This window comes from Hymenobacter sp. (genome assembly GCF_036388155.1).
Lineage (GTDB): Bacteria > Bacteroidota > Bacteroidia > Cytophagales > Hymenobacteraceae > Hymenobacter.
The window spans coordinates 1-24,567 of record NZ_DASVSI010000128.1; the positions used below are offsets into that span (position 1 = coordinate 1).

Here is a 24,567-nt window from a genome sequence, read left to right on the forward strand (position 1 = left end):
TTTAGTCCGCGGGCCCTAACACTCCCCACTCGCGGACTAAAAGTCCGCGCTACAGTACAACGACGCCTGAGCTGCTTTAACGGTGCGGGGACGCGAACAACAGGGTCCCGGGCCAGCACGGCCGCGCTGCTTGCGAGTGCATATGATGACACTTTGATTGCTGCTGAAGGCATTTTTTACGTGTTTTTTAAACCGTGCTGCCCGAATTTGGAGAAGTAGACCCAGCTTGCCGCAAAGCAATTCCACGGGATTGCCGCGTGTGTTCTAAGTGTACAGGACGTTGGCAAAAACCTGCTCAGCTTCACGCAGAGGGCATTTGCAAGGGGTTTTTTACTGCAAGTGGAGGCTACATTTGCCTCGACGCACCGGGGGCTTTGGCGTGAAGACAATGCCAAAAAAGCCGCCACGCTGCTGGTGCCTCCACGGCCGGGAGCAAACCAGCGAAGCGGTATTGGCACTGCCAGCCCCTGGGGGTACTCCTTGCGTTTGGCCCCGCCCCTCCAATCCTCTACTGCCCCATCCCACCCACGAACATGATGTGCACAACTATTCCTTTTCGGCTTTTGCGCTGGCGCGCCGGTTTCGTGGCGCTGCTGTGTGGCCTGCTGGCTTTCGCCAACGTGGGGCGGGCGCAGAGCTTTCTGCGCGCCAACGGCATCAAGATTGTAAACGCCAACAACCATGAGGTGCTGCTAAATGGGGTGAACCTCGGCGGCTGGGCCCTGATGGAAGGCTACATCGTCAAGCCGGGCTGGCAGGGCATCAACGGCAAGCAGACGCAGGGCACAGTGAAGAAAACCCTCTACAACGCGGGCCTGAGTGATGCCGACGTGGAAGCCTTCTACCAGAGCTACCGCAACAACTTCATCACCAAATCCGACATTGACTTCCTGGCCTCCAAGGGCTTCAACTGCGTGCGCCTGCCGCTGCACTACGACCTGTTTCTGACGCCCAGCCAGCGGGCGGTGCGCAACAGCGTGCTGCGGGGCAGCACCACCTACGCGGCGTACGTGAGTTCGCTGACGACGTGGTACAACGCCAACCAGCTGTTTGTGGACCCGGCCAACATGGAGGCCCTGCGCCTGATTGATAACGTGCTGACCTGGTGCGCCGCCAACAACATGTACGTGGTGCTGGACCTGCACGCCGCGCCCGGCTCGCAGGGCACCGACGCCAACATTTCCGACTCCATTCAGCCCCTGGATTTGTGGAACCAGCCCATCTACCAAGACATCACGGTGCGGCTGTGGAGCGCCATTGCGGCCCGCTACAAGAACGACGCACGCGTGGCCATGTACGACCTGATTAACGAGCCCAACAACGTGCCCAACAATCAGGTCATTCACGACTTGCACCAACGGCTGATTGATGCGGTGCGGGCCCAGAACGACAACCACCTGCTGCTGCTGGAGGGCAATGGCTACGGCAACGACTTCAACTACATGGAGAAGCGCACCTTCACCAACACGGCCAACCTGGTGTACAACTCGCACCGCTACAGCGGCACCGGCTACCTGCTCGACAACAACGTGAACTCGACCGACCCCGGCAACGCCAACAACCTGCGGACCATCGGCAACCTCACCCGGTTTCGGACCGATAACGACGTGCCGATTTGGGTGGGCGAAACCGGCGAAAATACCGACGCCTGGATGCGCGAGGCCGCCCAAAACCTGAACTCGGTGGGCATTGGCTGGTGCCACTGGACCTACAAACGCTTCGAAGCGGGCAACAACGCGGCCCTGCTGCGCATCAACCCGCCCTACATCGTGGACGGCCCCGCCGGCTTGCCCCAGGTGCTCACCAACATCCTGTTTGCCAACTGCGTGCCCAACACCGCCCTCAACGCCCTGGCTCCCAACCTGAACAGTATTGTCAATTACCCCGACGGCGGCAGCTACACCGGGCTCACGGCCCCGCCGCTGAACAAGATAATCTGGCTGCAGGGCAGCAACAGCCGCTACGTGTCGAGCGAAGGCGGCTACCAGCCCATGACCTGCACCCGGACGTCGTACGGCGTCTGGGAACAGTTTGCGGTGGTGGCGGCCGCGGGCGGCAAGGTGGCCCTGCGCAGCACAACCACCAACGGGTACGTATCGTCGGCAAACGGCGCGGGCCCCCTCACGTGCGCCCGCGCCACGGTGGGCGCCACCGAGGTTTTTGACTGGGTGATAAACGCCGACGGCACGGTGTCGCTGCGGGGCAACAACGCCGGGTATGTGTCTTCAGAAAACGGCACCGGCGCCATGACCTGCGTTCGCACCGCCATTGGAGCTGCTGAGAAATTCGTGTTGGGCATTGTGGGGAGCGCGCCTCTGGCCAGCAAAGGGGCCAAGCGGGCGCCCGCCTCGTTCTACCCCAATCCCGTGGCGGGCAACCTCACCTACCAGGTGCCGGCGGGCATAAAATCACACCGCCTCGCCGTGCTCGACACGGCCGGCTGCGTCCTGCTGGCCCGCACGCGCACCAGCACCGGCGAGCAAAACATCATCGACTTATCGGGACTGAAAAACGGGCTCTACGTGGTCCGGATTGCCAGTTCGGGCTACAACACCGAGTTCAAAATCAACAAGCAATAAGTACCGGTGGCGCTAACTTGCACACGCCTCCCCTGCCCAACTATGACCAGAAATATTCTTCCGCTGCTGCTGCTCTCAACGCTCGGCCTGAGCAGTGTGGCCCAAACCAGCAGCCGCGCCCCCTATTCGGCAGCGGGCAAAAAAGTGCGCGTGTACGCCACCGCGGCCAACACCGCCTTGCGGCTCACGCCGGGCCCGGAATTGGCGATGCAAGCCGCCGGCCAGCCCTTGGAAACGCAGGTGTGCGTGTTTGTCGACCCCACCCACACCTTCCAAACCATGCTGGGCATCGGCGGGGCCCTGACCGACGCGGCGGCCGAAACCTTCGCCAAGCTGCCGAAACCCCAGCAGCAGGAGTTGCTGCAAGCGTACTACAGCCCCACGGGCGGCATTGGCTACACCCTGGCCCGCACCAGCATCCACAGCTCGGACTTTTCCAGCGGCAGCTACACCTACGTGGACGACAAGGACACGGAGCTGAATACGTTCAGCGTGAAGCACGACGAGCAGTTCCGCATCCCGTTCATCAAACAAGCCATGGCCGCGGCCGGGGGCAAGCTCACCCTGTACGTGAGCCCGTGGAGCCCGCCGGGCTGGATGAAAGACAGCGGCACCATGCTGAAGGGCGGCAAGCTGCTGCCCCAGTACCGCCAGGCCTGGGCCAACTACTACGTCAAGTTCATCAAAACCTACGAGCAGTTGGGCATGCCCATTTGGGGCCTGAGCGTGCAAAACGAGCCCATGGCCACCCAGAAATGGGAGTCTTGCATTTTCACCGGCGAAGAAGAGCGCGACTTCATCAAAAGCTACCTGGGCCCGACGCTGGAAAAAAGCGGGCTGGGCACGAAGAAGCTCATCGCCTGGGACCACAACCGCGACTTGCTCTACCAACGGGCCAGCGCCGTGCTCGACGACCCCGCCGCGGCCAAATACGTGTGGGGCATCGGCTACCACTGGTACGAGACGTGGACCGGCAGCGCCATGCAGTTTGAGAACGTGCGGCGCGTGCACGAAACCTACCCCGCCAAAAACCTGCTGTTCACCGAGGGCTGCCTGGAAAAGTTTGAGCTAAACAAAGTAGACCGCTGGGACCTGGGCGAGAAATACGGCACGTCGATGATTGGCGACTTCAAAGCCGGCACCGTGGGCTGGACCGACTGGAACGTGCTGCTCGACGAAACCGGCGGCCCCAACCACGTGGGCAACTTCTGCTACGCCCCCGTCATCGCCGACACCAAGGCCGGCAAGCTCCTGTATACCAACGCCTACTACTACATTGGGCACTTCTCGAAGTTCATCCGGCCGGGCGCCAAGCGCATCATCTCCTCGTCGAACCGCGACGCGCTGCAAACCACGGCCTTCCGCAACGCCGACGGCACCGTGGCCGTGGTGGTGATGAACCAGACCGACCAACCGCTGGACTTTCAGCTGTGGGTAGCCGGCCAAGCCGCCAAAACCACCGCCGCACCGCACTCCATCCAGACCATGCTGCTGTAAGCCCGCGTTTTCACCCAGCCCGCACTTCCCTAGAAAGCTGTTTGGGGTGGCCGAAACGAAGTACAGACACCTTGGCACTGTGACTCAAGTAGCTCTTACGCGGCTTTAGCGGCCTTTTTCTTTGCTGCTGGCTTCTTTCGTTTGGTTTTCTTTTTGCGGGGCGGCAGCCGCTCCCGCTCCTTTTTGCGCTCGGCCCGCATGAGCAGCCGTTCGGGCAGGCGGGCCATGAGGCGGTCGCGCACGTACTGCGCCAGGCAGGAGAGCGGCACGACGTGGGTGGTGCGCAGAAACTGACTAACCTCCCGGCTCCGCAGCGTGCTCACGCCGGTTAGCCCGCGGGCCATCAAAAACTGCTTTACCTCCTCCAGCAGCAGCAATTTGGCAATGGGCGCGCGCTCCACGGCGGCGTTGTAGCCCGCGGGCCGGTGGGCGCGCAGCCCGTCGGCCGAGGCCACCATCAGCCCTACCCAGGTGGGGAGCAAGGGCAGCACTTTGGCCGCGTGCTTTTCCGTCACCACGAACGTCACGAAGTCATACACCTCGCCGTAGCAGCGCAGCTGGTTGGCTACGCGCTGCAGGGTGTCGCCGTCGCCTTTCACCTCGTAGCCGTGCATGAAGGCTGAGGTGATGTGCACCACGTCGGCCCGGGTGGTGCCGGTGGGCAATTCATCGATGTATACCCCTCCGGTGAGCAACGGGTAGAGCATGGCGCGGATTTCGGGGTCATTCATGGCAACCCCAAAATTATGTAGGCAGCGAAGTACTCGCGGCTAAAAGACGAAAACCGTTTGTTGAAGGGCCTCGAAAGGGCCAGCCAATGATGCCTTGAGCGTGCTGGCATCGGCTTCGTTGCAACGTGTTTAACTAACTAGCTATCAACACGCCGCCAAGGGGAAACTGCTAAACCGGCTGCAAAACCACAAGCAAAACGGGGTGACAAAAAAGGTGTCTTGCCTTGATTCTCATCACTATTCAAACAATTTTAAAAACTTATCCAATACCAATTGTTGACATAAGCAGAGGAATTTTGTGCTAAGAGCCACAGCCTTTTAAGTAGTTGACGCATGGGAATACGTATTTATTCGTTGCAAGGGAAAACGTTTTTAGACGTAATTTGTAGTACATAAACTAGTAAAATCTAGATTTTACGGTTTACAAGTCCTTTTCTTGCCTGAATTATTGCTGTTATTGTCTTGGCGATGCTACCTGAGCGTTACCAAGGGGCCCCGTTGTGGGCGCATCGTATCAGTATTTGTTCGGGCTACTGCTAGGCGCTTTTCGGCGTTGGCAGCGTTCTTCCATCCCGCTCGTGGCCTTGCCGCTTGTTTGGGATTACACATGCGTTTCATCGGCGCTGATGCGGCCACCAGGTCCCATCGGCGCTCCAGCCAATTGCCCGGATGAAAGTGAACTCAGATGAGAAAGTGGAAACAAATCAGTCCCATGCCGCGTGGTTAGAAAACCAGGTCCTCCGTCATAAAATTGGGGAACTGGAGGCTCGCCTGCGCGAAGAGGGCCTGTTGCGGCAGGCGCTGCGCGACAAGCTGGCCAAACGCCAGGGCTTCCTCACCCGCCTGACCAAGGCCGTGCCTTCCACGCTCTACATCTACAACCTGGCCACCAAAACGGATGTCTTTCTGAACGAACGGCTGTACCAAGTGCTGGGCTACAGCTCGGGGGAAATCAGGCGGCTGAAGCCGCGCCTGCTGGAGGCGCTGCTGCACCCCTACGACAAGCGCCGCCTGCCCATGCACCACGAAAAGCTGCGCACCGCGCCCGCTGGCACGCCCGTGCCCATGGAGCTGCGGCTGCTGGCCCGCGACGGGCAGTGGAAGTGGTTTCGGGTGCAGGACACCGTGTTTCGGCGCGACGCCCAGGGCCAGGCCGAGGAGCTGCTCGGGTCCATTCAGGACATCAACGAGGAGAAGGATTTCACCGAAAAACTCATCGGGCAAAAGGAGTTTTACGAAAGCATTCTGAACAACGTGCCCGCCGGCATCTCGGTGTTCGACGTGGCGCAAACTTGCCTGTTTGTCAACCAGCGCGAAGTGCCCGACGCGGAAATCAATGAGCAAGTGACCGGGCGCGACCACGCCGCCTACTGCCACGCGCAGCAGTGGAACCCCGCCACCATGGCCCTGCACCACAAGCAGTTCCAGCGGGCGCTGGCTTCGCGCCAGGAAGTGACGTGGGAAGAGTCGCAGCCCTCGGACGGCCCCGAGCCGACGCACTACCTGCGCAAGTTTTACCCGGTGGTGAACGACCGAGACGAGGTGGCCTACCTCATCGGCTACGGCACCGACATCACCCCGCGCAAGCAGATGGAGCAGCAGCTGGCCAACCAGCAGGAGTTTGTGCGCCAGGTAATCGAAACCAACCCCAACCCCATCAGCGTGCAAGACGCTTCGGGCAAGTTCATTCTGGCCAACGACGCTTACGCCGAGCTGCACCACACCAGCGTGGCCGAGCTGCTGGAACAAACCGCCCCCTCCAACACGCTGGCCGAAGACCTGGAGCTGCTGGCCAGCGGCGCCAGCCTCAGCTTTGAGGCGCGGCACTCCCGCCCCAACGGGCAGGACGCGTGGTACCACACCACCAAAAAGCCCTTCGCGCGGCCCGACGGCACGCGCTACCTACTCACCATTGCGGCCGACGTAACCGACCTGAACCGCGCCCGCGTGGCCGCCGAGGACTCGGTGCGCACCAAGGAGATTTTCCTGGCCAACATGAGCCACGAGATTCGCACGCCCATGAACGGCATCGTGGGCCTGTCGCGCCTGCTGAAAAAGCAGGCCACCACGCCCGAGCAGGGCGAGTACCTGGATTTGATACTGACCAACGCCGAAAGCCTGCTGGTCGTTATCAACGACATTCTGGATTTTGCCAAAATCGAGTCGGGCAAAGTCGATTTGGAAACCATTTCCTTCGATGTGGCCGAGACGGTGTACAACACCACCAAGTCGTTGGCTTTCCTGGCCGAGGCCAAAGGCCTGGTGCTGCAAGCGGAAATACACGACGAGCCCCTGCCCGTGGTGGAAGGCGACCCCGTGCGCCTCAACCAGGTGCTGGTGAACCTCATCAACAACGCCATCAAGTTCACGAGCGCCGGCCAAGTCACGGTGACCGTGGGCGTGAACCACCACGACGCCGGCGTGGTGCATTTGCAGTTCTGCGTGGAGGACACCGGCATTGGCATCAGCGCCGACAAGTTCGAGAAGGTGTTCAAGAGCTTCGGGCAGGCCAACAACAGCACCGCGCGGCTGTACGGCGGCACGGGCCTGGGGCTGGCCATTTGCAAAAACCTGGTCGAGCTGCAAGGCGGCCGCATTTGGCTCGACAGCCAGCCCGGGCAGGGCAGCCGCTTCTATTTCACGCTGCCCTACCGCGTGAGCGAGCAGGCCCCCCGCCTGCCGGCCCCGGCCGAGGAGCTGCCCGAGGGCCTGCTGCGGGGCCTGCGGGTGCTGCTGGTGGAAGACAACCCGGTGAACACCTTCCTGGCGCGGGCGCTGCTGAACTCCTGGGAAGTGGAGGCCGACGTGGCCAGCGACGGCAAACAGGCCATTGCCATGGCCGACGTCACCTCCTACGACCTGATTCTGATGGACATTCAGATGCCGCGGATGAACGGCGTGGAAGCGGCGGCCCACCTGCGCCGCCTGCCCGGCCCCAACCAGCACACGCCCGTCATCGCCCTCACGGCCAACGCCATGAAGAGCGACCTGGACTCGTACACCCAGGCCGGGTTCATAGACTGCCTGGTGAAGCCTTACCACGAAAACAGCCTGTACCTGGTCATTGCGCACAACACGGCCCGGCGCACCCCGTCGCGCCTGCCCGCGCCGGAGCCGGCCCCGGCCGTGCCGGCCTACGGCTTCGAGGGCCTGGGGCGCCTGGCCAACGACGCGAGCTTTATCCGCAAAATGCAGCAGCTGTTCGTGGACACCGTGCCGGCCCAGCTCGAGCAGCTGCGGCAGGCCGTGTACCTGCACGACTGGGCCCGGGCCACCGTGCTGGTGCACGCCCTCAAGTCGACCTACGGCAACCTGCAGGTGGACGAGGCCCAGCGCTACATCCGCAAGTTCGAGGACATCCTTCGGCAGGGACCCGAGCCCGCCATGCTGGCCAACTTGCTGCGCACCATTAGCCGCGTCACCAACCAGATAACCGAAGTTTTCAAGGCCCAAATCTATTGCGAAGCCAAGCCCTAGCGGAGAGCGTGGCCAGCGTGGCCGTGCGTTCTGCCAGTCCATCCCGCGGGGCCGCTGCCACACGCGGAGCCCAACTCCCCACCTGAATGAAAAGGAAATTACTTGTCATCGACGACGAACCTGGAATTCAGCTGATTCTGGAGCACTACTTCGCGAATGAGTACGAAGTGGTGCTCACCGCCAATGGCCGCGACGCCATGGCCTGGCTGGACCAGGGCCACCGAGTAGACGTCGTGGTGGCCGACTGCGAAATGCCCTTTATGAACGGCCTGGACTTCATTCTGGCGCTGCGCAACACGGCGGCCCACCAGCACACGCCCCTCATGATGCTTTCGAGCACGGACGACGTGGCCAACAAAATATCCTGCCTGAAACAGGGCGCCGACGATTACCTGGTGAAGCCGTTCAACCCCGAGGAGTTGGAAATTAGAATCAAGAAGATTCTGGACCGGGTCCGGGCCTAACGCTTGGCGCCCGCCGGAAAGAAAACAGCGCGGGGTTTGGGAGGATTTTTTCTGGATGCTTCCCCAGCAGGTAGCCCACCGGGCATTGAAAGGCAACCGGCACGCTGTTAACAACTTATTGATGTATCCGTAGTGGTTAAAAGCAAATTGCCTCGCTTTTAACTGCTTAGCTAATCGACTCAAATCGAATAATTACCGCTTGCCTTTGCAATAAATTGTTTTTATTGCATGAAATATTTGCACTATCTAGATTATTTGGCGTAAAAGCACGGCGCTGCTTTGCTTGGCGCTGGGTGGTTCTGCCATTGATACCGTTAAAAAGACTTTGAATTAGGCCTCCGCAGCCGTTGCTACTCAATTGACTATGACTATGGAAACAGGTTTGGTGGAAAAGGTGAAATTCTGTTTCACCGGGGAGGTCATCACTCAGCTTAGCTACCAAGTGGGCGAAGCGGAGGAAGGGGTTGAACGAGCGCTGAGCAAGGCGGTGCCGCTGCTGCTCAACGGCCTGTTGCGCCAATTGGAGCGCGGCGGCGCCGCGCCCGCCGACCTGCTGCACCTGGCCCGCGAAGCCGACGCCGCCCAGGTGCTGAAGCAGCTTTCGGCCTCCCGCACGGCGCAGTGGTACGAGCGGGGCACCAACCTGCTGCTGGACCTGCTGGGCCACACCTACCGCATCACCGTCAACGAGATTGCGGAGGAGGCCGGCATTCGGCCGGAGGCGAGCGGCACGCTGCTGCAAGTGGCCGCCACGGCCGTGCTGGGGGTGCTGGGAAGGTTTGCGGTGGAGAACGACATCACCGCCAACGAATTCCATAACTGGCTAAAATCGCAGAAAGCGGCCATTGGCCGGGCGCTGCTGCCGCCGCCCAGTTTTGCAACCCGGGGTGCTGCGGCCCCCCTCCCGCCCACCGAGGCGCCCGAAAAGCCGCTGGCGCAGCTGCCGCCCCGCCCCGCCCCAGCCCCATCCACCAGCACCAGCACCAGCACCAGCACCCAAATGACCGCGCCCCGCAACGAGGCCGTGGCGGCCCCGCCCGTTGCGCCCCAGCCCGCGCCGGTGCCAACGGGCGGCCTGCGGTGGCAATGGGGCGTGCTCCTGCTGCTTGCCGTGGCCATGGGGTACGTTTTCGGCAGCGGTTTGCTGGGGCGTCCTCGCTCCTCGACCGTCGCGCTCGACACTTCGGTGGACGCGTCGGTGGGTGCCGCCGATGCGGCCGTGGTCAGCGACGCTCCCGCGCCTGCTGCGCCCGTTAGGGCGGAGGAGCCCGCGGCCCAGCCGGCCGCCGTTGCCACGCCGGCCGTGGCGGTGCCAGCGGCGGCCCCGCTCCGTGCGGCGCCCCGCCCCTATGCTGCCGCGCCCGCCGCTGGTACTGCAACCGCGGCTGGCCGCTACGACCAGAACCGCGACACTTACGTGTACGACACCGGCCGCCCCATCGTGCTGGCCCTGGCCAAGGGCGTCAACCTGCGCGTGGGGGCCAATTCTACCGAGAACCGCTTGTACACGTTCCTGGCTTCGGCTGCCGTGCAAGTCGACTCGGTGAACCGCACCAAAGGCTGGATAAGCCTCGACCGCGTGTACTTCGAGCCCGCCAAGGCCACGCTCACGCCCGAGTCGAGCACGCAGCTGCGCAACATTGCCAGCATTCTCAAAACCTTTCCGCAGGCCATGGTCAAGATAGGCGGCTACACGGATAGCACCGGCAACTCCCTGCAAAACTTCCAGCTGAGCGAGGAGCGTGCCCGGGCGGCCATGCTCAGCATTGCCAAGCTGGGCATTCCCTTGGAGCGCATGCAGGCCAAAGGCTACGGCGCCCGCTACTTCCTGGTGCCCAACAACACGCCCACCAGCCGGGCCCAGAACCGCCGGGTAAGCATCCGGGTGATAAAAAAATAACCCTCGCTGCCCATCGAAACCCCGCCGAAACGGTAGCGCCGCGATTAATGCGGACGCGTATTTCAGTAAGCACCACGGTCATAACCCGTATTTGAAGGGAAAAACTGCGCGAAGTGCTGCTCGACATTTGCAGTGGTTCGGCTCGGGCGTCACGGCGTCGTTGGTGAAGTCGGGCCGGTTATCCAGTAGCCCCTTGTTTCCGATGAAGTTTCGCCCTGAATTTGCCCGGCCCAGTGGGCCCCTTGGCGACGTGGCCTTCGTGACCTACCTCTACTACCGCGAAGCCCGCCACCTCATTCCCACGCCCGCCGACTTTGCCGCCTGGCTGGCCTCGCTGCCGGGGGCCGCCCGTGGCCGCATGGCGGCCCGGGGCCTGGCGGCGGCGCGCACCAGCCAAGCCTTCAACCGGTTTTTGCTGGAAAAGCGCGGCCACTCCTTCACCGACTTTATGGCTGCCCGCCTGAAGCCTTCGGTACTGGCCTTTTGGCAAGCCCTGCCCGACGAGGACTCGTAGCCCGCTCCCGGCACTAACACGGTCCGGCTGCACGCGGGGCAGCCCCCACGGAGCGCTGCCCCGCCGCAACGGGCGTCAGCTAAGCTCTCGGCGCTGGCAGCTGCGCAGCCACGCTTCGGCCTCGGCCACCTGCTGAAAAATTTGCAGCTCCAGCCCCTCAACTTCGGAGCCTCTGACGTGCGCGGTCACGGTGTCGAAGAGCGTGTCGGCCTGCACCACGTGCGCCACGTAGCGCAGGCCCAGGCTCAGCGCCTGCGGCAGCCATATGCGTTGCAGCCACTCGATGGAATCGAACCAGGGGCCGTGCAGGGCCACGTTGTCGTTGAGCAGGTAGGCGCACTGCACCGAGGCCAGCACCTGCAAGTAGTTGGAAGCCCCGCGTTGGGCTTCGGCCATATCCACAAACCCCCGCCACGTGGCCCGCAGCCAGTGTTCTGCTTCGTCGTAGGCGAGAACGCACCGACTGCCGTCGGTATCGGGCAGGGAGCTGAGGAGTATGGATTGCGGCATGTGAAGAAAATGAAAGGACCGAAGGAAAACAGTTGTTCCGCAACCGTTTAGCTTGCGCGGCTACGGCGGCGCTGGCACCGGTAGAAGTGCTTGTTGCGCGCCCGGCAAAGTTGCAGTCAAGACGTGGCTGATTTGTACGTACGTAGCGGCTACTAAATACGGAATTTTGGGTCCTGAACTACGTATATTACATTCAAAACGGCTGTTACGTAGGCTACTAGCCACAAAATGCAGGAAATTTGGCTACCTTATTGAAGGGATTCCGCTTTCGGTTTTTCCCGCAAAACGCCAGCTTCATGATTCGTATTTTTTTGGTGGACGACCACCCCATTGTGCGCGACGGCATCCGGTCGCTGCTGGTCCAGGAGCCCGGCCTGGAAGTGGTGGGCACGGCCGGCAACGGCCAGGAACTGCTCGACCAGCTCCCCGACACCCCCGCCGACCTCGTGCTCATGGACATCAACATGCCCGTGCTCGACGGCTACGCCACCACCGCCCGCCTACGCGAAGAGCACCCCGACGTGCGGGTGCTGGCCCTCTCCATGCTGGCCGAGGAACACTACGTGGGCCGCATGCTGGAAGCCGGGGCGCGCGGCTACGTGCTCAAAAGCGCGAGCAAAGACGAAATCATTCACGGCATCCGGCAGGTGATGGAAGGACGCATGTTCCTGTGCACCGAAATTGGACTGGCCATGCTGCGCAAAGTGCTGGACTGGAACACCGTGAGCGTGAACGCCGAGCCCAAAAAGACCGAGCTGCTCTCCAAGCGCGAGCGCGAAGTGCTGCAGCTCATTGCCGAAGGCCTCACCAACGCCGAGATTGCCGAGCAGCTCTTCACCAGCAAGCGCACGGTGGAAACCCACCGGCAAAACCTGCTCGAAAAAACCCACGCCAAAAACACCGCCGCCCTCGTCAAACTGGCGCTGGCCGACGGGCTGATTAAGTAATTTTTTTTTAAGCAGTGTGTTTCATATGGGGAATGTGGAAGATGTGGAGAATGTGAAAATGAAGCTGTTTAGGAAGTCGGCCCTGCCCGGTCCGACGCCCTAGGCGTCCGACCGGTTGCCGCAAGCCCGACGCACCAATGGCCGTGGACCGACAACCGGTCGGACGCTTAGGGCGTCGGACCGGCAGGCGACATAGTTCCTAACCAGCATCAATATGAAAACGCAGCTGGTTACTATTTAGTAGCCTTCAGCCATTTACCACCATTCACATTCGCCACATTTCCCTCATTCCTCACATTATCTCTTTAGCTCGCCAATGCCGGCTTCTCTGCCACCCAGCTTATTCGACCGGGCCCGCCAGCAACTGCGTGCGCAACCCGACGACGCCCCCGGCAGCGCCCCCGCCTCGCCGGCCGACCCGCAGCCCACGGCCGAGGACCTGCAGCTGCACAAGATAGAGCTGGAAATGCAGCAGGAAATGCTGCTGGTGGCGCAGGAGGAGGCCGTGGCTGCGCAGGCCCGCTACGCCGACCTCTACAACTTCGCGCCCACGGCCCTGCTCACCCTGCTGGCCGATGGCCGCATTGCCCAGCTCAACGCGCGCGCCTGCCAGCTCCTGGGCTCCACCAGTGAGCGCCTGCTGGGCCGCCGCTTCCTGCTTTTTGTGGCCCCGGAAACCCGGGAAGCTTTCCAGGCATTTGTGAGCACGGCGCTGGCCGAGTCCCGCCGGCACGCCCTGGAAGTCTGCCTGCAAACCGAGGCCAGCGTCAGCTTTCCGGCCCGGGTAGAGGCCGAAGCCCGCACCAACGCCCTGGGCCAGCCCGAGGTGCAGCTGGCCATGGTGGACCTCACCCAGCTGCACCGCGAAGCCGAGAAGCGGCGCCGCACCGACGCCCGCCTGCAGCAGGTGCTCTCGGCCACGGGCACGGGCACCTGGACCTGGCATTTTGCCTCCAATAGGCTGGAATGGGACGCGCAGGCCCAGGCCTGCTTTGGACGCCCGCACGACCCCACCCCGGCTTCTTTCGACGTGCTGCAGGCCGCCGTGCACTCCGACGACGTGCCCTGTGTGCAACGCGCCATGCACGCCGCCGTGCACGACCGGCAGCCGCTGGACCTGGTTCACCGGGTGATTTGGCCCGACGGCTCGGTGCATTTCGTGGCCGCGCACGGCAACGTGCAGCGCGACGCCCACGACCGCCCCGAATGCCTGACCGGCCTGATTCGGGACGTGACGGCCCGCTACGAAGCCGAAGCCGAGCTGAACTACCAAAGCAACCAGTTTCAGCTGCTGCTCGACACCTTGCCCATCCTGTTCGTGCGGCTTTCGGCCACCGGCAACTACTTGGAAATGAAAGGTGCAGCCCGGCAACGGCTAGGCCTAGACGCCACCAATAGCGTGGTGGGCAAATCCATTTTCGACCTGTACCCGATTCTTGCCGAGCCCACGCGCCGCCTGCTGGCCGGCGAGTCGTTCAACTTCGTGGCCAGCGAAACGGTAGACGGGCAGCGCGTGTCGTTTCACAACCACGGCTTTTTCGACCAGCAGCGGCAGGAAGGCGTCGTCTTTGCCATCGACGTGACCGAGTCGGAGGTGATGAAGGAGCGCATGCGCACCGAGCAGGAATTCACCCGCAGCCTGCTCAATCATTCCATCGACGGCGTGGCGGCCTTCGACCACAATGGCCGCCTCACGGCCTGGAACCGGGCCATGACCGAGCTCACCGGCCGCACCGAAGCGGATGCCCTGGGCCAGGACGTGTTCGCCTGCCTGCGTTTCGAACCCCACTCCCTGCCCGCCAACCTGGTGGCCGGCCTGCTGCAACGCCAGGCCCGCCCGCGCTTCAACCAGCCCGTGCCCTGGCCCGACCCAGCCCGCGAAGTCGAGCTCACAACCATTCCCCTCACCAAGACCGACGAAGACACGTGCGCGGGCGGCCTGCTGCTGGTGCGCGACGTGACCGAGCGCAACCGGCTGCACGCCCACGCCACCCAGCTCAAGGCGCGCCAGCAGCGCGAAATCTTCCGGCTGGTGCTCATGGCCCAGGAGGTGGAGCGCAAGCGCATTGCCGAGGCCCTGCACAACGGCGTGGGCCAGCTGCTCTACGCCACCAAGCTGCACCTCGAAGACGGCGCCACCACGCCGGGCGCCACCGTGGCCCTGGCCCTGCTGGAAGACGCCATCAAGGCCACCCGCGAGGTGTCGTTTGAGCTTACGCCGGGCATTTTGGAAGATTTTGGCCTGGCCGTGGCCCTGCAGAAGCTGGCGCGCAGCATTCCGCCCGCCAAGCTGAAGCTGCACATGTACCTCACCGGCCTGGAGCGCCCCTTGCCCCAGGTGCTGAACGTGGCCATCTACCGCATGGTGCAGGAACTGCTAAACAACGTGCTGAAGCACGCGCGCGCCGAGGAAGCCACCCTGCACGTGGCCTACGAAGACCAGCAGGTGTACCTGAGCATGGAAGACGACGGCGGCGGCTTCGACGTGGCCGAGACCGTGGGCACGGCCCAGGGCATGGGCCTGGCCTCGCTCTACAACCGCGCCGCTTTGCTGGGCGGGCAGTTTGAGTTGGCCTCGCGGCCCGGCCGCGGCACCATTGCCACCTTCACCCTGCCCGTGGCCGAAGAATAGTGGGCGGGTTGCACTGGCCCAGCCTGCCCGAGTCCCCGCAATGGAATTTCGGCCCGGCTGAGCGACTTGCTTTTGGTTGTTCTGGCGGGCCGAAATGGAATTTCGGGGGACTCGGGCAGCTAACCCAAACCGTTTCCGGAGAATCGTGGGCCGTGCTTCCGTCATCGGCGGCCGGCGGCGCGCTAAAAATACTGCGCTTCCAAGGCGCGGTAAGCGAGTGAAAACCTTGTTCGTTGCCCCACTTACCTGCATTGTTCGCCCTGCTTCTTGGCCGCTATTTCGCCCGTTGTGCTGTACCTTGCCCGCGGGCCTTTGCCACCGCCCGTGCCCGTTGGCGCGGGCCGAAACACTGCCGCTTGTGCGCAGTTGTTGGTGGCAACGAGGCTGCTAATTTTGGTCTGGCTGCTTTCTTACTTTCTTCTGCATGTCCCGAAAAAAGGCTTTGTTTCTCATCGGCTCGCCTAACCAAACCACGCAGATGCACCAGATTGCGCAGCTGCTGGAAGACGAGTTTGAGCCCTTCTTCAGCCAGCTTTACTACGACGGCTGGCAGCGCGGCTTCTACAAGTTCCTGCTGTGGACGGGCGGCCTGGACAAGACCATCGTCACGGGCAAAATCAAGGACAAGGCCGACAAATACCTGGCCGCGCACAACCTGAAAAATGATTTTGAAGCCCGGCAATTTGGCAACACCTACGACCTGGTGGTGTGCTGTTCCGACTTGATAGTGCCCTGGCCGCTGGTGCGCCGCACCAAAACCGTGTTTGTGCAGGAAGGCATGACCGACCCGCTCAACCTCTGGGCGCGGCTGGTGAAGCGCCTCACCCGCTACCCCATCCTGGCCATTGGCACGGCGCTCAACGGCATGAACAACTGCTGCGACATCTATTGCGTGGCGTCGGAGGGCTACCGCGAGCATTTTGCCCGCGTGGGCGTGGACGCCGACAAGCTGGTGGTGACGGGCATTCCCAACTTCGACAACATCGAGCGGGTGCGCCACAACGACTTCCCGCACCGCGGCTACGTGCTGGCCGCCACCTCCGACCTGCGCGAAACCTTCACCCCCGAAAACCGGCCCAAGTTCATTCGGGAGTGCGCGCGCATTGCCAACGGCCGCCCTTTGGCCTTCAAGCTGCACCCCAACGAGGAGCTGCCCCGCGCCGTGGACGAAATCAAGGAACACGCCCCGCCCGGCACGCTCATTTTCACCGAAGGCAACACCGACCACATGATTGCCAACTGCGTGGAGCTCATCACCCAGTATTCGACGGTGGTGTACGTGGGGCTGGCGCTGGGCAAGCCGGTGCACTCCTACTTCGACGTGGACGACCTGAAGCGCAAGCTGCCCTGGCAGAACGGCGGCACCTCCTCGCGCCGCATTGCGGCCATCTGCCGCGGCTTTGCCCGCTTCGCCGGCAGCGGCCCCGCCTTCCTGCGCCAGCACCAGCCCGAAGCAGTTGCCGATTCCTCGCCAACGGGCAGTTCCGTGGCCGTGCGCTAGGCCACGCGGGCTTGCCGCGCTCAGCAGGGCAAAATTCAAGGCCTTCTTTGCCAGTAAATTACCTCAACCAAAGCGCCGGGAAGGTCAAATTTTAGCGTATTTTCCCGCATTCATTCGACTACCGGATACCGACATTCCTACATGGCCGCTCCCAAAGTCCTGACCGTTGTGCAAGCCCGCATGGGCTCGTCGCGGTTGCCCAACAAAATATTGCTGCCCCTGGCCGGCCAGCCGCTGCTGGTGCGCATGGTGGAACGGGTGCAGCGCGCCGTGCTGGCCGGCACCGTGGTGGTGGCCACCACCACCGACCCCGCCGACGACGCCGTGGCCGCCTGCTGCGCCGCGCACGGCCTCAACTGCTTCCGGGGCCACGCCCTGGACTTGCTGGACCGGCACTACCAGGCCGCCCGCCACTACGGCGCCGACGTGGTGCTGAAAATCCCCTCCGACTGCCCGCTCATCGACCCGTTTGTGATTGACGAAGTGGTGAAGTTTTACTTCGACTTCGCCGAGCGCTACGACTTCGTGAGCAACCTGCACCCCGCCACCTTCCCCGATGGCAACGACGTGGAGGTGATGCCTTTTAAGGCCCTGGAAACCGCCTGGCGCGAAGCCAAGCGCCCCCTGGAGCGCGAACACACCACGCCCTTTTTCTGGGAAAACCCCGACCGATTCCGGGTGGGCAACGTGACCTGGGACACGGGCCAAAACTTCTCGATGAGCCACCGCTGGACCATCGACTACCCCGAGGATTACGCCTTTATCGGCGCGGTGTACGACGCGCTGTACAACCAAAACCCGGCTTTTGGGCTCGATGACGTACTCCAGCTCACGGCCCAACGGCCCGACATCGCCCAACTCAACTCCCACCTGGCGGGCGTGAACTGGTACCGCAACCACCTCAACGAACTCCGAACCGTGGACCCCACGCAAACCAGGGTTCTTTAGTTGTCAGTTGTTCGTTGTCAGTTGTTAGGACTGACGACGGGCAATTGCCGACTGACAACTGACAACAAACAACTGACAACCAAACGAATGACCCCTGAGCAACAACAGAAACTAGAGAAGATGGCCCTGAAAGTGCGCGAGCACATCGTGCGCCTGAGCACCGATGGCGGCTGCTTCACCGGCGCCTCGCTGAGCTGCGCCGACCTGCTGGTGTACCTCTACGCCGACCACCTCAACGTGCGGCCCGACAACCTGCAGGACCCCACCCGCGACTACTTGTTCCTCTCCAAAGGCCACGACGTGCCGGCCCTTTACGGCACCTTCGTGGAGCTGGGCTTCATCACGAAAGAGCGCCTGGCCCAGCACCTGAGCACCGACGACCACATTTACTGGCACCCCAACCGCCACGTGCCGGGCGTGGAGTTCCACTCGGGCTCGCTCGGGCACCTGCCCAGCGTGGCCCTGGGCGTGGCCCTGGACTGCCGCATGCGCGGCCAGGACAACAAGGTCATCGTCATCACCGGCGACGGCGAGCTGAACGAAGGCACCGTGTGGGAAAGCCTGCTCGTGGCCAGCGCCCACCAGGTAAACAACCTCACGCTGGTGGTCGACCGCAACCACTTCCAGGCCAACGTGGCCACCGAAGACCTGATTCCGCTGGAGCCGCTGGCGCCCAAGTTTGAGGCCTTTGGCTGCGAAGTGCGCCGCATCGACGGCCACGACTTCGCCCAGTTGGAAGAAGCTTTCTCGGCCCTGCCCTTCTCGGCCACCAAGCCCTCGGTCATCATCTGCGACACGGTGCGCGGCCGGGGCCTCCCCAGCATCGAGGCCCGCGCCGACCGGTGGTTCTGCAACTTCTCCAGCGAGGAAGTGGAAGAGCTGCTGCGCGAGCTGCACAGCCAAGTGGCTACTAATTTGACTAGCGAGACGCTTACTGTACGGTAAATCAGTAGCGCGGACTTTTAGTCCGCGACCAAACGATTCATTCGCGGACTAAAAGTCCGCGCTACTTCCCATGAACTACGAAGAACTCATCAAGGAAACCGCCCTGGCCGACGAGCGCATCGTGGTGATGACGGCCGAAAACCGTGCCCTCATCCGCAACCTGCCCGGCGTGCTCGGCCCGCGCTTCATCGACACCGGCATCACGGAGCAGACCCTAATTGGCGCGGCAGCCGGGCTGGCCTTGCGCGGCCGCATTCCGGTGGTGCACGCGCTGGCCACGTTTCTCACGCTGCGGGCTTTCGAATTTATTCGCACCGACGTGGGCATCGGCAAGCTGCCGGTGAAGCTGAGCGGCTTCGTGCCCGGCTTCCTGTCCGACGGTAACGGCCCCACCCACCAGGCCATAGAAGACGTGAGCCTGATGCGCGGCATTCCGGGCATGACCGTTTTTGCGCCCGCCGACGAGGCGGACATGCTGGCCATGCTGCCCGCCATCTGGGCCTCGCCCGCTCCGGCTTACGTGCGCATCAACACCCGGCCCGCTACCTACGAGCATGCGCCGTTTGAGATGGGCAAAGCCGAAATCGTGGGCGAGGGCACCGACGTCACGATTCTCACCTACGGCATGCTGTTCGAGCAGGCGCTGGTGGCGCGCGAGCTGCTGCAAGCCCAGGGCAAATCGGTGGGCCTCGTCAACCTGCGCAGCCTCAAGCCAATTGACGAAGCCGCCCTACTGGATGTCGTGCGCCGCGGCTCGCTCGTGGTGACCGTGGAAGACCATTTCATCACCGGCGGGCTGTATTCCATCCTGGCGGAAGTGCTGCTGCGCAACCAGCTCACCGCCCGGGTGCTGCCGCTGGCCCTCGAGGAGCGCTGGTACCGCCCCGGCCGCCTCAGCGCGGTGCTGGAGTACGAAGGCTTCACCGGCCAGCACATTGCCCGCCGCATCACAGAGTATCTGGGCGAGTCAGGCGCCGCTATTGCCGAAGGCCCGGCCGTGCTCGAGAACGAGTTTGCGGAATAGTCTGGCCCAAAAAAGAACGTCATGCAGAGCGAAGCGAAGCATCTCGCGTGCCACCAGTAATTAATTACTACCACACGCGAAATGCCTCGGCTGCGCTCGGCATGACGACCCTATAAATTAATACGATACCATTTCTCCCCATGCCCAACACCGTCTCTTTCAACGAGCAGTACCCCGACATCACGAAGTCGGATGAGCTTTACGCCCGCGCGCAGAAAATCATGACGCCGGTTACCCAGACCTTGGCCAAAGGCCCTGGCCAGTACACCAAAGGCGTGTCGCCGAAGTACGTGAAGCGCGGCGCCGGCTCCCACATCTGGGACGTGGACGGCAACGAATTCATCGACTACCAGATGGGCATCGGGCCGATTTCGCTGGGTTATGCCTACCCGCGGGTCGACGACGCCATTCGGGCGCAGCTCCAGGACGGCATCACGTTTTCGATGATGCACGAGCTGGAAGTGGAGCTGTCCGAGCTCATCCACTCCATCATCCCCAACGCTGAAAGCATCCGCATCAGCAAGACCGGCGCCGATGTGTGCTCGGCCGCAGTGCGCGTGTCCCGCGCCTTCACCGGGCGCGCCAAGGTGCTGTGCTGCGGCTACCACGGCTGGCACGACTGGTACATTGGCACCACCAGCCGCGACAAGGGCATTCCCGGCGAAATCAAGGAACTGACCGCTGCTTTCGAGTACAACAACCTCGACTCGCTGAAGGCCTTGCTCGACGAAGACGTGGCTTGCGTCATCCTGGAGCCCTTCATTTTTGATGCGCCCAAGGACAACTTCCTGCACGAAGTGGCCCGGCTGTGCAAGGCCAACGGCACGCTGCTGATTTTTGACGAAATGTGGACCGGCTTCCGCATTGCGGTGGGCGGCGCGCAGGAGTTTTTCGGCATTACACCCGACCTCGCGGTGTACTCCAAAGCCTTCGCCAACGGCATGCCCATTGCCCTGCTCACCGGCCGGCGCGACGTGATGGAGCTGTTCGAGCAGGACGTGTTTTTCTTCACTACGTTTGGCGGCGAGGCCCTGAGCATGGCCGCGGCCCTGGCCACCATCACCGAAATGGCCGAAAAAGACGTGCCTGCCCGCCTCGCCGAACAAGGCAAGAAGCTAAAGGACGGCTACAACGCCATCGCCACCGAACTCGGGCTGACGGCCTACACCAAATGCTACGGCTACGACTGCCGCACCATTGTGACGTTCGACGCCTCGGCTGGCAACCCCATGGAAATCAAAGCATTCATGCAGCAGGAGCTGTTCAAGCGCGGCATTTTATGGGGCGGTTTCCACAACATGTGCTTCTCGCATTCCGACGAGGATGTGGCCCACACCCTGGCCGCCTACCGCGAGGTGCTGCCGCTGCTAAAGGCCGCCATCGAAGCCAGCGACGTAGCCGCCCGCCTGCTGGGCGAGCCCGTGGAAGCCGTGTTCCGCAAGGTGACCAATGCCGCCCCGGTGAAGGCCAAATAAAGTGCCTTACCAACGTCATGCAGATATGACGTCATGCCGAGGGCAGCCGAGGCATCTCGCGTGTGGTAGTAACTCAATCGTCAGGATTACTGGTGGCGGGCGAGATGCCTCGGCTGCGCTCGGCATGACGGCCTAAAAAACCATTACCCAAAGACCTTTCAAACAAACACTTGGACCTTTTCTCTCTGACCAACAAAACGGCCATCGTTACGGGCGCTTGCGGCCTGATTGGGCGCAAACACTGCGAAGCGCTGGCCAACGCCGGGGCCAACGTGGTGGTGGCCGACATCAATGCCGAGGCCTGTGCTGCCACGGCGGCCGAGTTGCCCGGCGGCATCCACCTTCCGCTGGCCGTGGACGTGACCAACCCCGCCTCGCTCGCCGCCGCTCGGGACCAGATTCTGGCCCAGTTCGGCCACCTCGACGTGCTGGTGAACAACGCCGCCATCAACGACATGTTCGAGAATCCGGCCCTGGCCGCCAACCTCAGCAAGTTCGAAAACTTCCCCCTTGACACTTGGAAAAAGTCGCTGGAAGTGAATGTGACGGGTATTTTCCTGGCCGCGCAGGTGTTTGGGACGCCCATGGCCGCGCAAGGCAGCGGCAGCATCATCAACGTGGCCAGCACCTACGGCATCGTGGGCCCGGACCAGAACATTTACGTGAACGAGCGGGGCGAGCAGACCTTTTTCAAGTCGCCCTCCTATCCGGCCACCAAAGGCGCCGTCATCAGCTTTACGCGGTATCTGGCGGCGTATTGGGGCAAGGCCGGCGTGCGGGTAAACACCTTGTCGCCGGGCGGGGTGGAGAATAATCAGGACGAGTTCTTCGTCCGGCAATACAGCGCCAAAACGCCCCTGGGCCGCATGGCTACCGCTACTGATTACCAAGGCGCTGTCGTGTTTCTGGCCTCCGAGGCATCGGCCTACATGACCGGGGCCAACCTAGTGGTGGACGGGGGCTGGACGGCTATTTGACAGTCGGCTCTGCCCGGTCCGACGCCCTAGGCGTCCGACCGGTTGTTGGTCGCACAATCCCCCCAGATGCCCTGCCGACAACCGGTCGGACGCCTCGGGCGTCGGACCAGCAAGCGACACACTGCCTAAACAGCTTCAATTAAAACTTTAATTGTCAATAATTTTTTCGTAACTATTTTACAATATTCCGCCCGCTGGTTCGCTTACAACACCAGCAACCTTTGCTTGCGCTCTTCAACCTGGCGAGCGACTCGTGCAGCGCCTGGCTGCAGGTCATTCCTGCTCGATTAGCGCTACTTCACCGACCCATCTTTCACACGTCCCACACGTCAATTCACTCACCTATGAATGCCGTTGAAATTGGAAAAAACCGTCGCATTGGTGCCGGTCACCCCACGTATATCATTGCCGAAATCGGCATCAACCACAACGGGTCGCTAGACCTGGCCAAACAACTCATTGCAGAAGCGGCCCGCGCCGGCTGCGACGCCGTGAAGTTCCAAAAGCGCACCCCCGAGCTGTGCGTGCCCAAAGACCAGTGGGAAAAGCAGCGCGACACCCCCTGGGGCCGCATGAGCTACATTGACTACAAGCGCAAAACCGAGTTTGGCTTGGCCGAATACACCGCCATCGACGACTACTGCCGCGCCCTGGGCATCGACTGGTTTGCCTCGTGCTGGGACGAACCCTCGGTCGATTTCATGGAGCACTTCCGCCCCGTGATGTACAAAATGGCCTCGGCCTCCCTCACCGACCGGCCCCTGCTCGACCGCGTGCGCGCCACCGGCCGCCCCCTGATGCTGAGCACCGGCATGAGCACCCAGGACGAAATTGCCCAAGCCGTGAGCTGGGTGGGCCTGCAGGATTTAATGATTGCGCACTCCACCTCGGCTTACCCCTGCCCGCCCGCGGAGCTGAACCTGCGCATGGTGCCGGCGCTGCAAGCGCTGTTTCCGGATACGCCCATCGGCTATTCGGGCCACGAAACTGGCCTGGCCACGACGGTGGCGGCGGTGGCCCTGGGCGCTTGCTTCGTGGAGCGCCACTTCACCCTCGACCGGGCCATGTGGGGCTCCGACCACGCCGCCTCGGTCGAGCCCGGCGGCATGGCCAAGCTGGTGCGCGACATTCGCGACGTGGAAGTGGCCCTGGGCGACGGCCAAAAGCGGGTGTACGACAGCGAATTGGAGCCTCGCCGCCGCCTGCGCCGCGAACTGACGCCAAACAACGGGTAAGCAAGAGGGGTTTGATAGCCGTGGAGCCATAAATAGCCCGTCATGCCGAGCGCAGCGCAGCATCTCGCGTGCCACCAGTAATTAATTACTACCACACGCGAGATGCCTCGGCTGCGCTCGGCATGACGGGCTTGCTGCACGCCGTTCTGCATTCTTTTCTACCTTTCCTTTTCGCTCCGCCACAACCATGACACAGGTTGAAATCGTCACCACGGTGCTGCTGTTGAGTTGGGTGGCCGTGGTCATCTTGCTGGAACGGCAGTTTCCGTACCGCAAAGGGCTGCCGTTTTTCCGGGAAGGCTTCTGGACCGATTTGGTGCTGTACACCCTTGTGCAGAGCTTCCTGCTGAAAATCGTCATTTTCGACTTCATCATTCAGCCGCTCGACCAGCACTTCGCTCTTTCGCGGCTGCAGCTCGTCACCCACTGGCCGGTGTGGGTGCAGGTGCTGTTTTTCCTGATAACGCACGACTTTTACATCTACTGGTTTCACCGCTGGCAGCACCACAGCCCGGTGCTGTGGCGCACCCACGAAGCCCACCATTCGGGCAAGCAGGTGGACTGGCTGGCGGGCTCCCGCTCGCACGCCGTCGAGATTTTGATTAACCAAACCATCGAGTTTGCGCCCATCGTGCTGCTCGGTGCGGCCCCCGAAGTCGTGCCCATCAAGGCGCTGATTGACGCCGTGTGGGGCATTTGGATTCATTCCAACGTCGACGTGAAATCGGGCCGGCTGCAGTACTTCATCAACGGGCCCGAGATGCACCTCTGGCACCACGCCGACCACAAAGAAGTGTTTCACGCCAACTTTTCCACCAAGTTTGCTTTCTGGGACTGGCTGTTTGGCACGGCCTACTTTCCCGGCCACAAGCCGGTGAAATGGGGCTTGCCCTACGTTTTCCCCAAGGACTACTTTAGCCAGCACGTGTTCTCCGTGGCACGCTTCGACGAAGACGCCCTGGCCCAACGCGCCGGCTGGTTCCGGGCCTACCACGGCTTGCGCGGCCGCCTGTTGCGGCGAGTGACCGACCGCGTGCCGGCCTTGCAGCCCCTGCACGGCTGGCCCGTGCAGGAGCCCACAGCCGACGCGGCCCTGCCGGGCACGGCCCTGCCGGGCACGGCCCTGCCGGGCACGGCCCTGCCGGGCACGGCCCTGCCGGGCACGGCCCTGCCGGGCACGGCCCTGCCGGGCACGGCCCTGCCGGGCACGG

Annotated in this window: 18 protein-coding genes; 16 read left to right on the plus strand and 2 right to left on the minus strand. The window is 62.5% G+C overall.

The genetic code is table 11. From position 1 onward, the window contains the following. The first annotated feature begins 533 nt into the window (after positions 1 to 533). Positions 534 to 2,579: a cellulase family glycosylhydrolase gene (locus tag VF629_RS17710; RefSeq protein ID WP_331059828.1), complete on the plus strand. Its 2,046-nt coding sequence runs from the start codon at positions 534 to 536 to the stop codon at positions 2,577 to 2,579. Between the two features lie 42 nt (positions 2,580 to 2,621). Beyond that, positions 2,622 to 4,076, plus strand: coding sequence for a glycoside hydrolase family 30 protein (locus VF629_RS17715; protein WP_331059829.1), 1,455 nt, complete (start codon positions 2,622 to 2,624; stop codon positions 4,074 to 4,076). 95 nt (positions 4,077 to 4,171) lie between these two features. Here VF629_RS17715 and VF629_RS17720 read toward each other — a convergent pair whose 3' ends face one another. Next, the gene (locus tag VF629_RS17720; protein WP_331059830.1) at positions 4,172 to 4,807 is read right to left on the minus strand and encodes a sce7726 family protein; all 636 of its coding nucleotides are present in this window, start codon (positions 4,805 to 4,807) and stop codon (positions 4,172 to 4,174) included. Positions 4,808 to 5,476: 669 nt separating this feature from the next. Here VF629_RS17720 and VF629_RS17725 point away from each other — a divergent pair. The 4 genes from VF629_RS17725 (at position 5,477) to VF629_RS17740 (ending at position 11,162) form a co-directional block, all read left to right on the plus strand. Next, complete coding sequence (locus VF629_RS17725) at positions 5,477 to 8,284, plus strand: ATP-binding protein (protein WP_331059831.1); 2,808 nt, start codon at positions 5,477 to 5,479, stop codon at positions 8,282 to 8,284. Between the two features lie 86 nt (positions 8,285 to 8,370). Next, entirely contained in the window at positions 8,371 to 8,748 is a 378-nt protein-coding gene (locus VF629_RS17730; RefSeq protein ID WP_331059832.1) for a response regulator transcription factor, read from the plus strand. Positions 8,749 to 9,118: 370 nt separating this feature from the next. Continuing rightward, positions 9,119 to 10,648: an OmpA family protein gene (locus VF629_RS17735; protein WP_331059833.1), complete on the plus strand. Its 1,530-nt coding sequence runs from the start codon at positions 9,119 to 9,121 to the stop codon at positions 10,646 to 10,648. Positions 10,649 to 10,850: 202 nt separating this feature from the next. Continuing rightward, positions 10,851 to 11,162, plus strand: coding sequence for a hypothetical protein (locus VF629_RS17740; protein ID WP_331059834.1), 312 nt, complete (start codon positions 10,851 to 10,853; stop codon positions 11,160 to 11,162). A gap of 75 nt (positions 11,163 to 11,237) precedes the next feature. On the opposite strand, the gene VF629_RS17745 is transcribed toward VF629_RS17740, so the two are convergent. Next, complete coding sequence (locus tag VF629_RS17745) at positions 11,238 to 11,672, minus strand: hypothetical protein (RefSeq protein WP_331059835.1); 435 nt, start codon at positions 11,670 to 11,672, stop codon at positions 11,238 to 11,240. 296 nt (positions 11,673 to 11,968) lie between these two features. On the opposite strand from VF629_RS17745, the gene VF629_RS17750 reads away from it, so the two are divergent. From VF629_RS17750 to VF629_RS17795, 10 genes are all read left to right on the plus strand, one after another. Beyond that, positions 11,969 to 12,619: a response regulator transcription factor gene (locus VF629_RS17750; protein ID WP_331059836.1), complete on the plus strand. Its 651-nt coding sequence runs from the start codon at positions 11,969 to 11,971 to the stop codon at positions 12,617 to 12,619. A 316-nt stretch (positions 12,620 to 12,935) separates the two neighbouring features. After that, positions 12,936 to 15,251 (plus strand): PAS domain S-box protein, encoded by a 2,316-nt coding sequence (locus tag VF629_RS17755; RefSeq protein WP_331059837.1) that lies wholly within the window; start codon positions 12,936 to 12,938, stop codon positions 15,249 to 15,251. Between the two features lie 424 nt (positions 15,252 to 15,675). Next, positions 15,676 to 16,752 carry a hypothetical protein gene (locus VF629_RS17760; RefSeq protein ID WP_331059838.1) on the plus strand — a complete coding sequence of 359 codons (1,077 nt, stop codon included), beginning with the start codon at positions 15,676 to 15,678 and terminating at the stop codon, positions 16,750 to 16,752. Positions 16,753 to 16,893: 141 nt separating this feature from the next. Then, positions 16,894 to 17,700 carry a glycosyltransferase family protein gene (locus VF629_RS17765; RefSeq protein WP_331059839.1) on the plus strand — a complete coding sequence of 269 codons (807 nt, stop codon included), beginning with the start codon at positions 16,894 to 16,896 and terminating at the stop codon, positions 17,698 to 17,700. Positions 17,701 to 17,787: 87 nt separating this feature from the next. Beyond that, complete coding sequence (locus VF629_RS17770) at positions 17,788 to 18,645, plus strand: transketolase (protein ID WP_331059840.1); 858 nt, start codon at positions 17,788 to 17,790, stop codon at positions 18,643 to 18,645. 70 nt (positions 18,646 to 18,715) lie between these two features. Next, positions 18,716 to 19,669 carry a transketolase family protein gene (locus VF629_RS17775; protein ID WP_331059841.1) on the plus strand — a complete coding sequence of 318 codons (954 nt, stop codon included), beginning with the start codon at positions 18,716 to 18,718 and terminating at the stop codon, positions 19,667 to 19,669. A 140-nt stretch (positions 19,670 to 19,809) separates the two neighbouring features. Further along, positions 19,810 to 21,144 (plus strand): aminotransferase class III-fold pyridoxal phosphate-dependent enzyme, encoded by a 1,335-nt coding sequence (locus VF629_RS17780; protein WP_331059842.1) that lies wholly within the window; start codon positions 19,810 to 19,812, stop codon positions 21,142 to 21,144. Positions 21,145 to 21,314: 170 nt separating this feature from the next. Next, complete coding sequence (locus VF629_RS17785) at positions 21,315 to 22,121, plus strand: SDR family oxidoreductase (protein ID WP_331059843.1); 807 nt, start codon at positions 21,315 to 21,317, stop codon at positions 22,119 to 22,121. A gap of 344 nt (positions 22,122 to 22,465) precedes the next feature. Beyond that, positions 22,466 to 23,356, plus strand: coding sequence for an N-acetylneuraminate synthase family protein (locus VF629_RS17790; RefSeq protein WP_331059844.1), 891 nt, complete (start codon positions 22,466 to 22,468; stop codon positions 23,354 to 23,356). Positions 23,357 to 23,543: 187 nt separating this feature from the next. Further along, positions 23,544 to 24,567 (plus strand): sterol desaturase family protein (locus tag VF629_RS17795; RefSeq protein ID WP_331059845.1); only part of this gene is annotated, 1,024 nt, incomplete at its 3' end.

What these genes read in the sequence shown, in the direction of transcription:
- VF629_RS17790 (WP_331059844.1), top strand. Translation starts at nt 22,466, where the DNA reads ATGAATGCCGTTGAAATTGGAAAAAACCGTCGCATTGGTGCCGGTCAC.
- VF629_RS17710 (WP_331059828.1), top strand. Translation starts at nt 534, where the DNA reads ATGATGTGCACAACTATTCCTTTTCGGCTTTTGCGCTGGCGCGCCGGT.
- VF629_RS17775 (WP_331059841.1), top strand. Translation starts at nt 18,716, where the DNA reads ATGAACTACGAAGAACTCATCAAGGAAACCGCCCTGGCCGACGAGCGC.
- VF629_RS17755 (WP_331059837.1), top strand. Translation starts at nt 12,936, where the DNA reads ATGCCGGCTTCTCTGCCACCCAGCTTATTCGACCGGGCCCGCCAGCAA.
- VF629_RS17745 (WP_331059835.1), bottom strand. Translation starts at nt 11,672, where the DNA reads ATGCCGCAATCCATACTCCTCAGCTCCCTGCCCGATACCGACGGCAGT.
- VF629_RS17735 (WP_331059833.1), top strand. Translation starts at nt 9,119, where the DNA reads ATGGAAACAGGTTTGGTGGAAAAGGTGAAATTCTGTTTCACCGGGGAG.
- VF629_RS17780 (WP_331059842.1), top strand. Translation starts at nt 19,810, where the DNA reads ATGCCCAACACCGTCTCTTTCAACGAGCAGTACCCCGACATCACGAAG.
- VF629_RS17760 (WP_331059838.1), top strand. Translation starts at nt 15,676, where the DNA reads ATGTCCCGAAAAAAGGCTTTGTTTCTCATCGGCTCGCCTAACCAAACC.
- VF629_RS17765 (WP_331059839.1), top strand. Translation starts at nt 16,894, where the DNA reads ATGGCCGCTCCCAAAGTCCTGACCGTTGTGCAAGCCCGCATGGGCTCG.
- VF629_RS17720 (WP_331059830.1), bottom strand. Translation starts at nt 4,807, where the DNA reads ATGAATGACCCCGAAATCCGCGCCATGCTCTACCCGTTGCTCACCGGA.
- VF629_RS17750 (WP_331059836.1), top strand. Translation starts at nt 11,969, where the DNA reads ATGATTCGTATTTTTTTGGTGGACGACCACCCCATTGTGCGCGACGGC.
- VF629_RS17740 (WP_331059834.1), top strand. Translation starts at nt 10,851, where the DNA reads ATGAAGTTTCGCCCTGAATTTGCCCGGCCCAGTGGGCCCCTTGGCGAC.
- VF629_RS17725 (WP_331059831.1), top strand. Translation starts at nt 5,477, where the DNA reads ATGAAAGTGAACTCAGATGAGAAAGTGGAAACAAATCAGTCCCATGCC.
- VF629_RS17715 (WP_331059829.1), top strand. Translation starts at nt 2,622, where the DNA reads ATGACCAGAAATATTCTTCCGCTGCTGCTGCTCTCAACGCTCGGCCTG.
- VF629_RS17730 (WP_331059832.1), top strand. Translation starts at nt 8,371, where the DNA reads ATGAAAAGGAAATTACTTGTCATCGACGACGAACCTGGAATTCAGCTG.
- VF629_RS17770 (WP_331059840.1), top strand. Translation starts at nt 17,788, where the DNA reads ATGACCCCTGAGCAACAACAGAAACTAGAGAAGATGGCCCTGAAAGTG.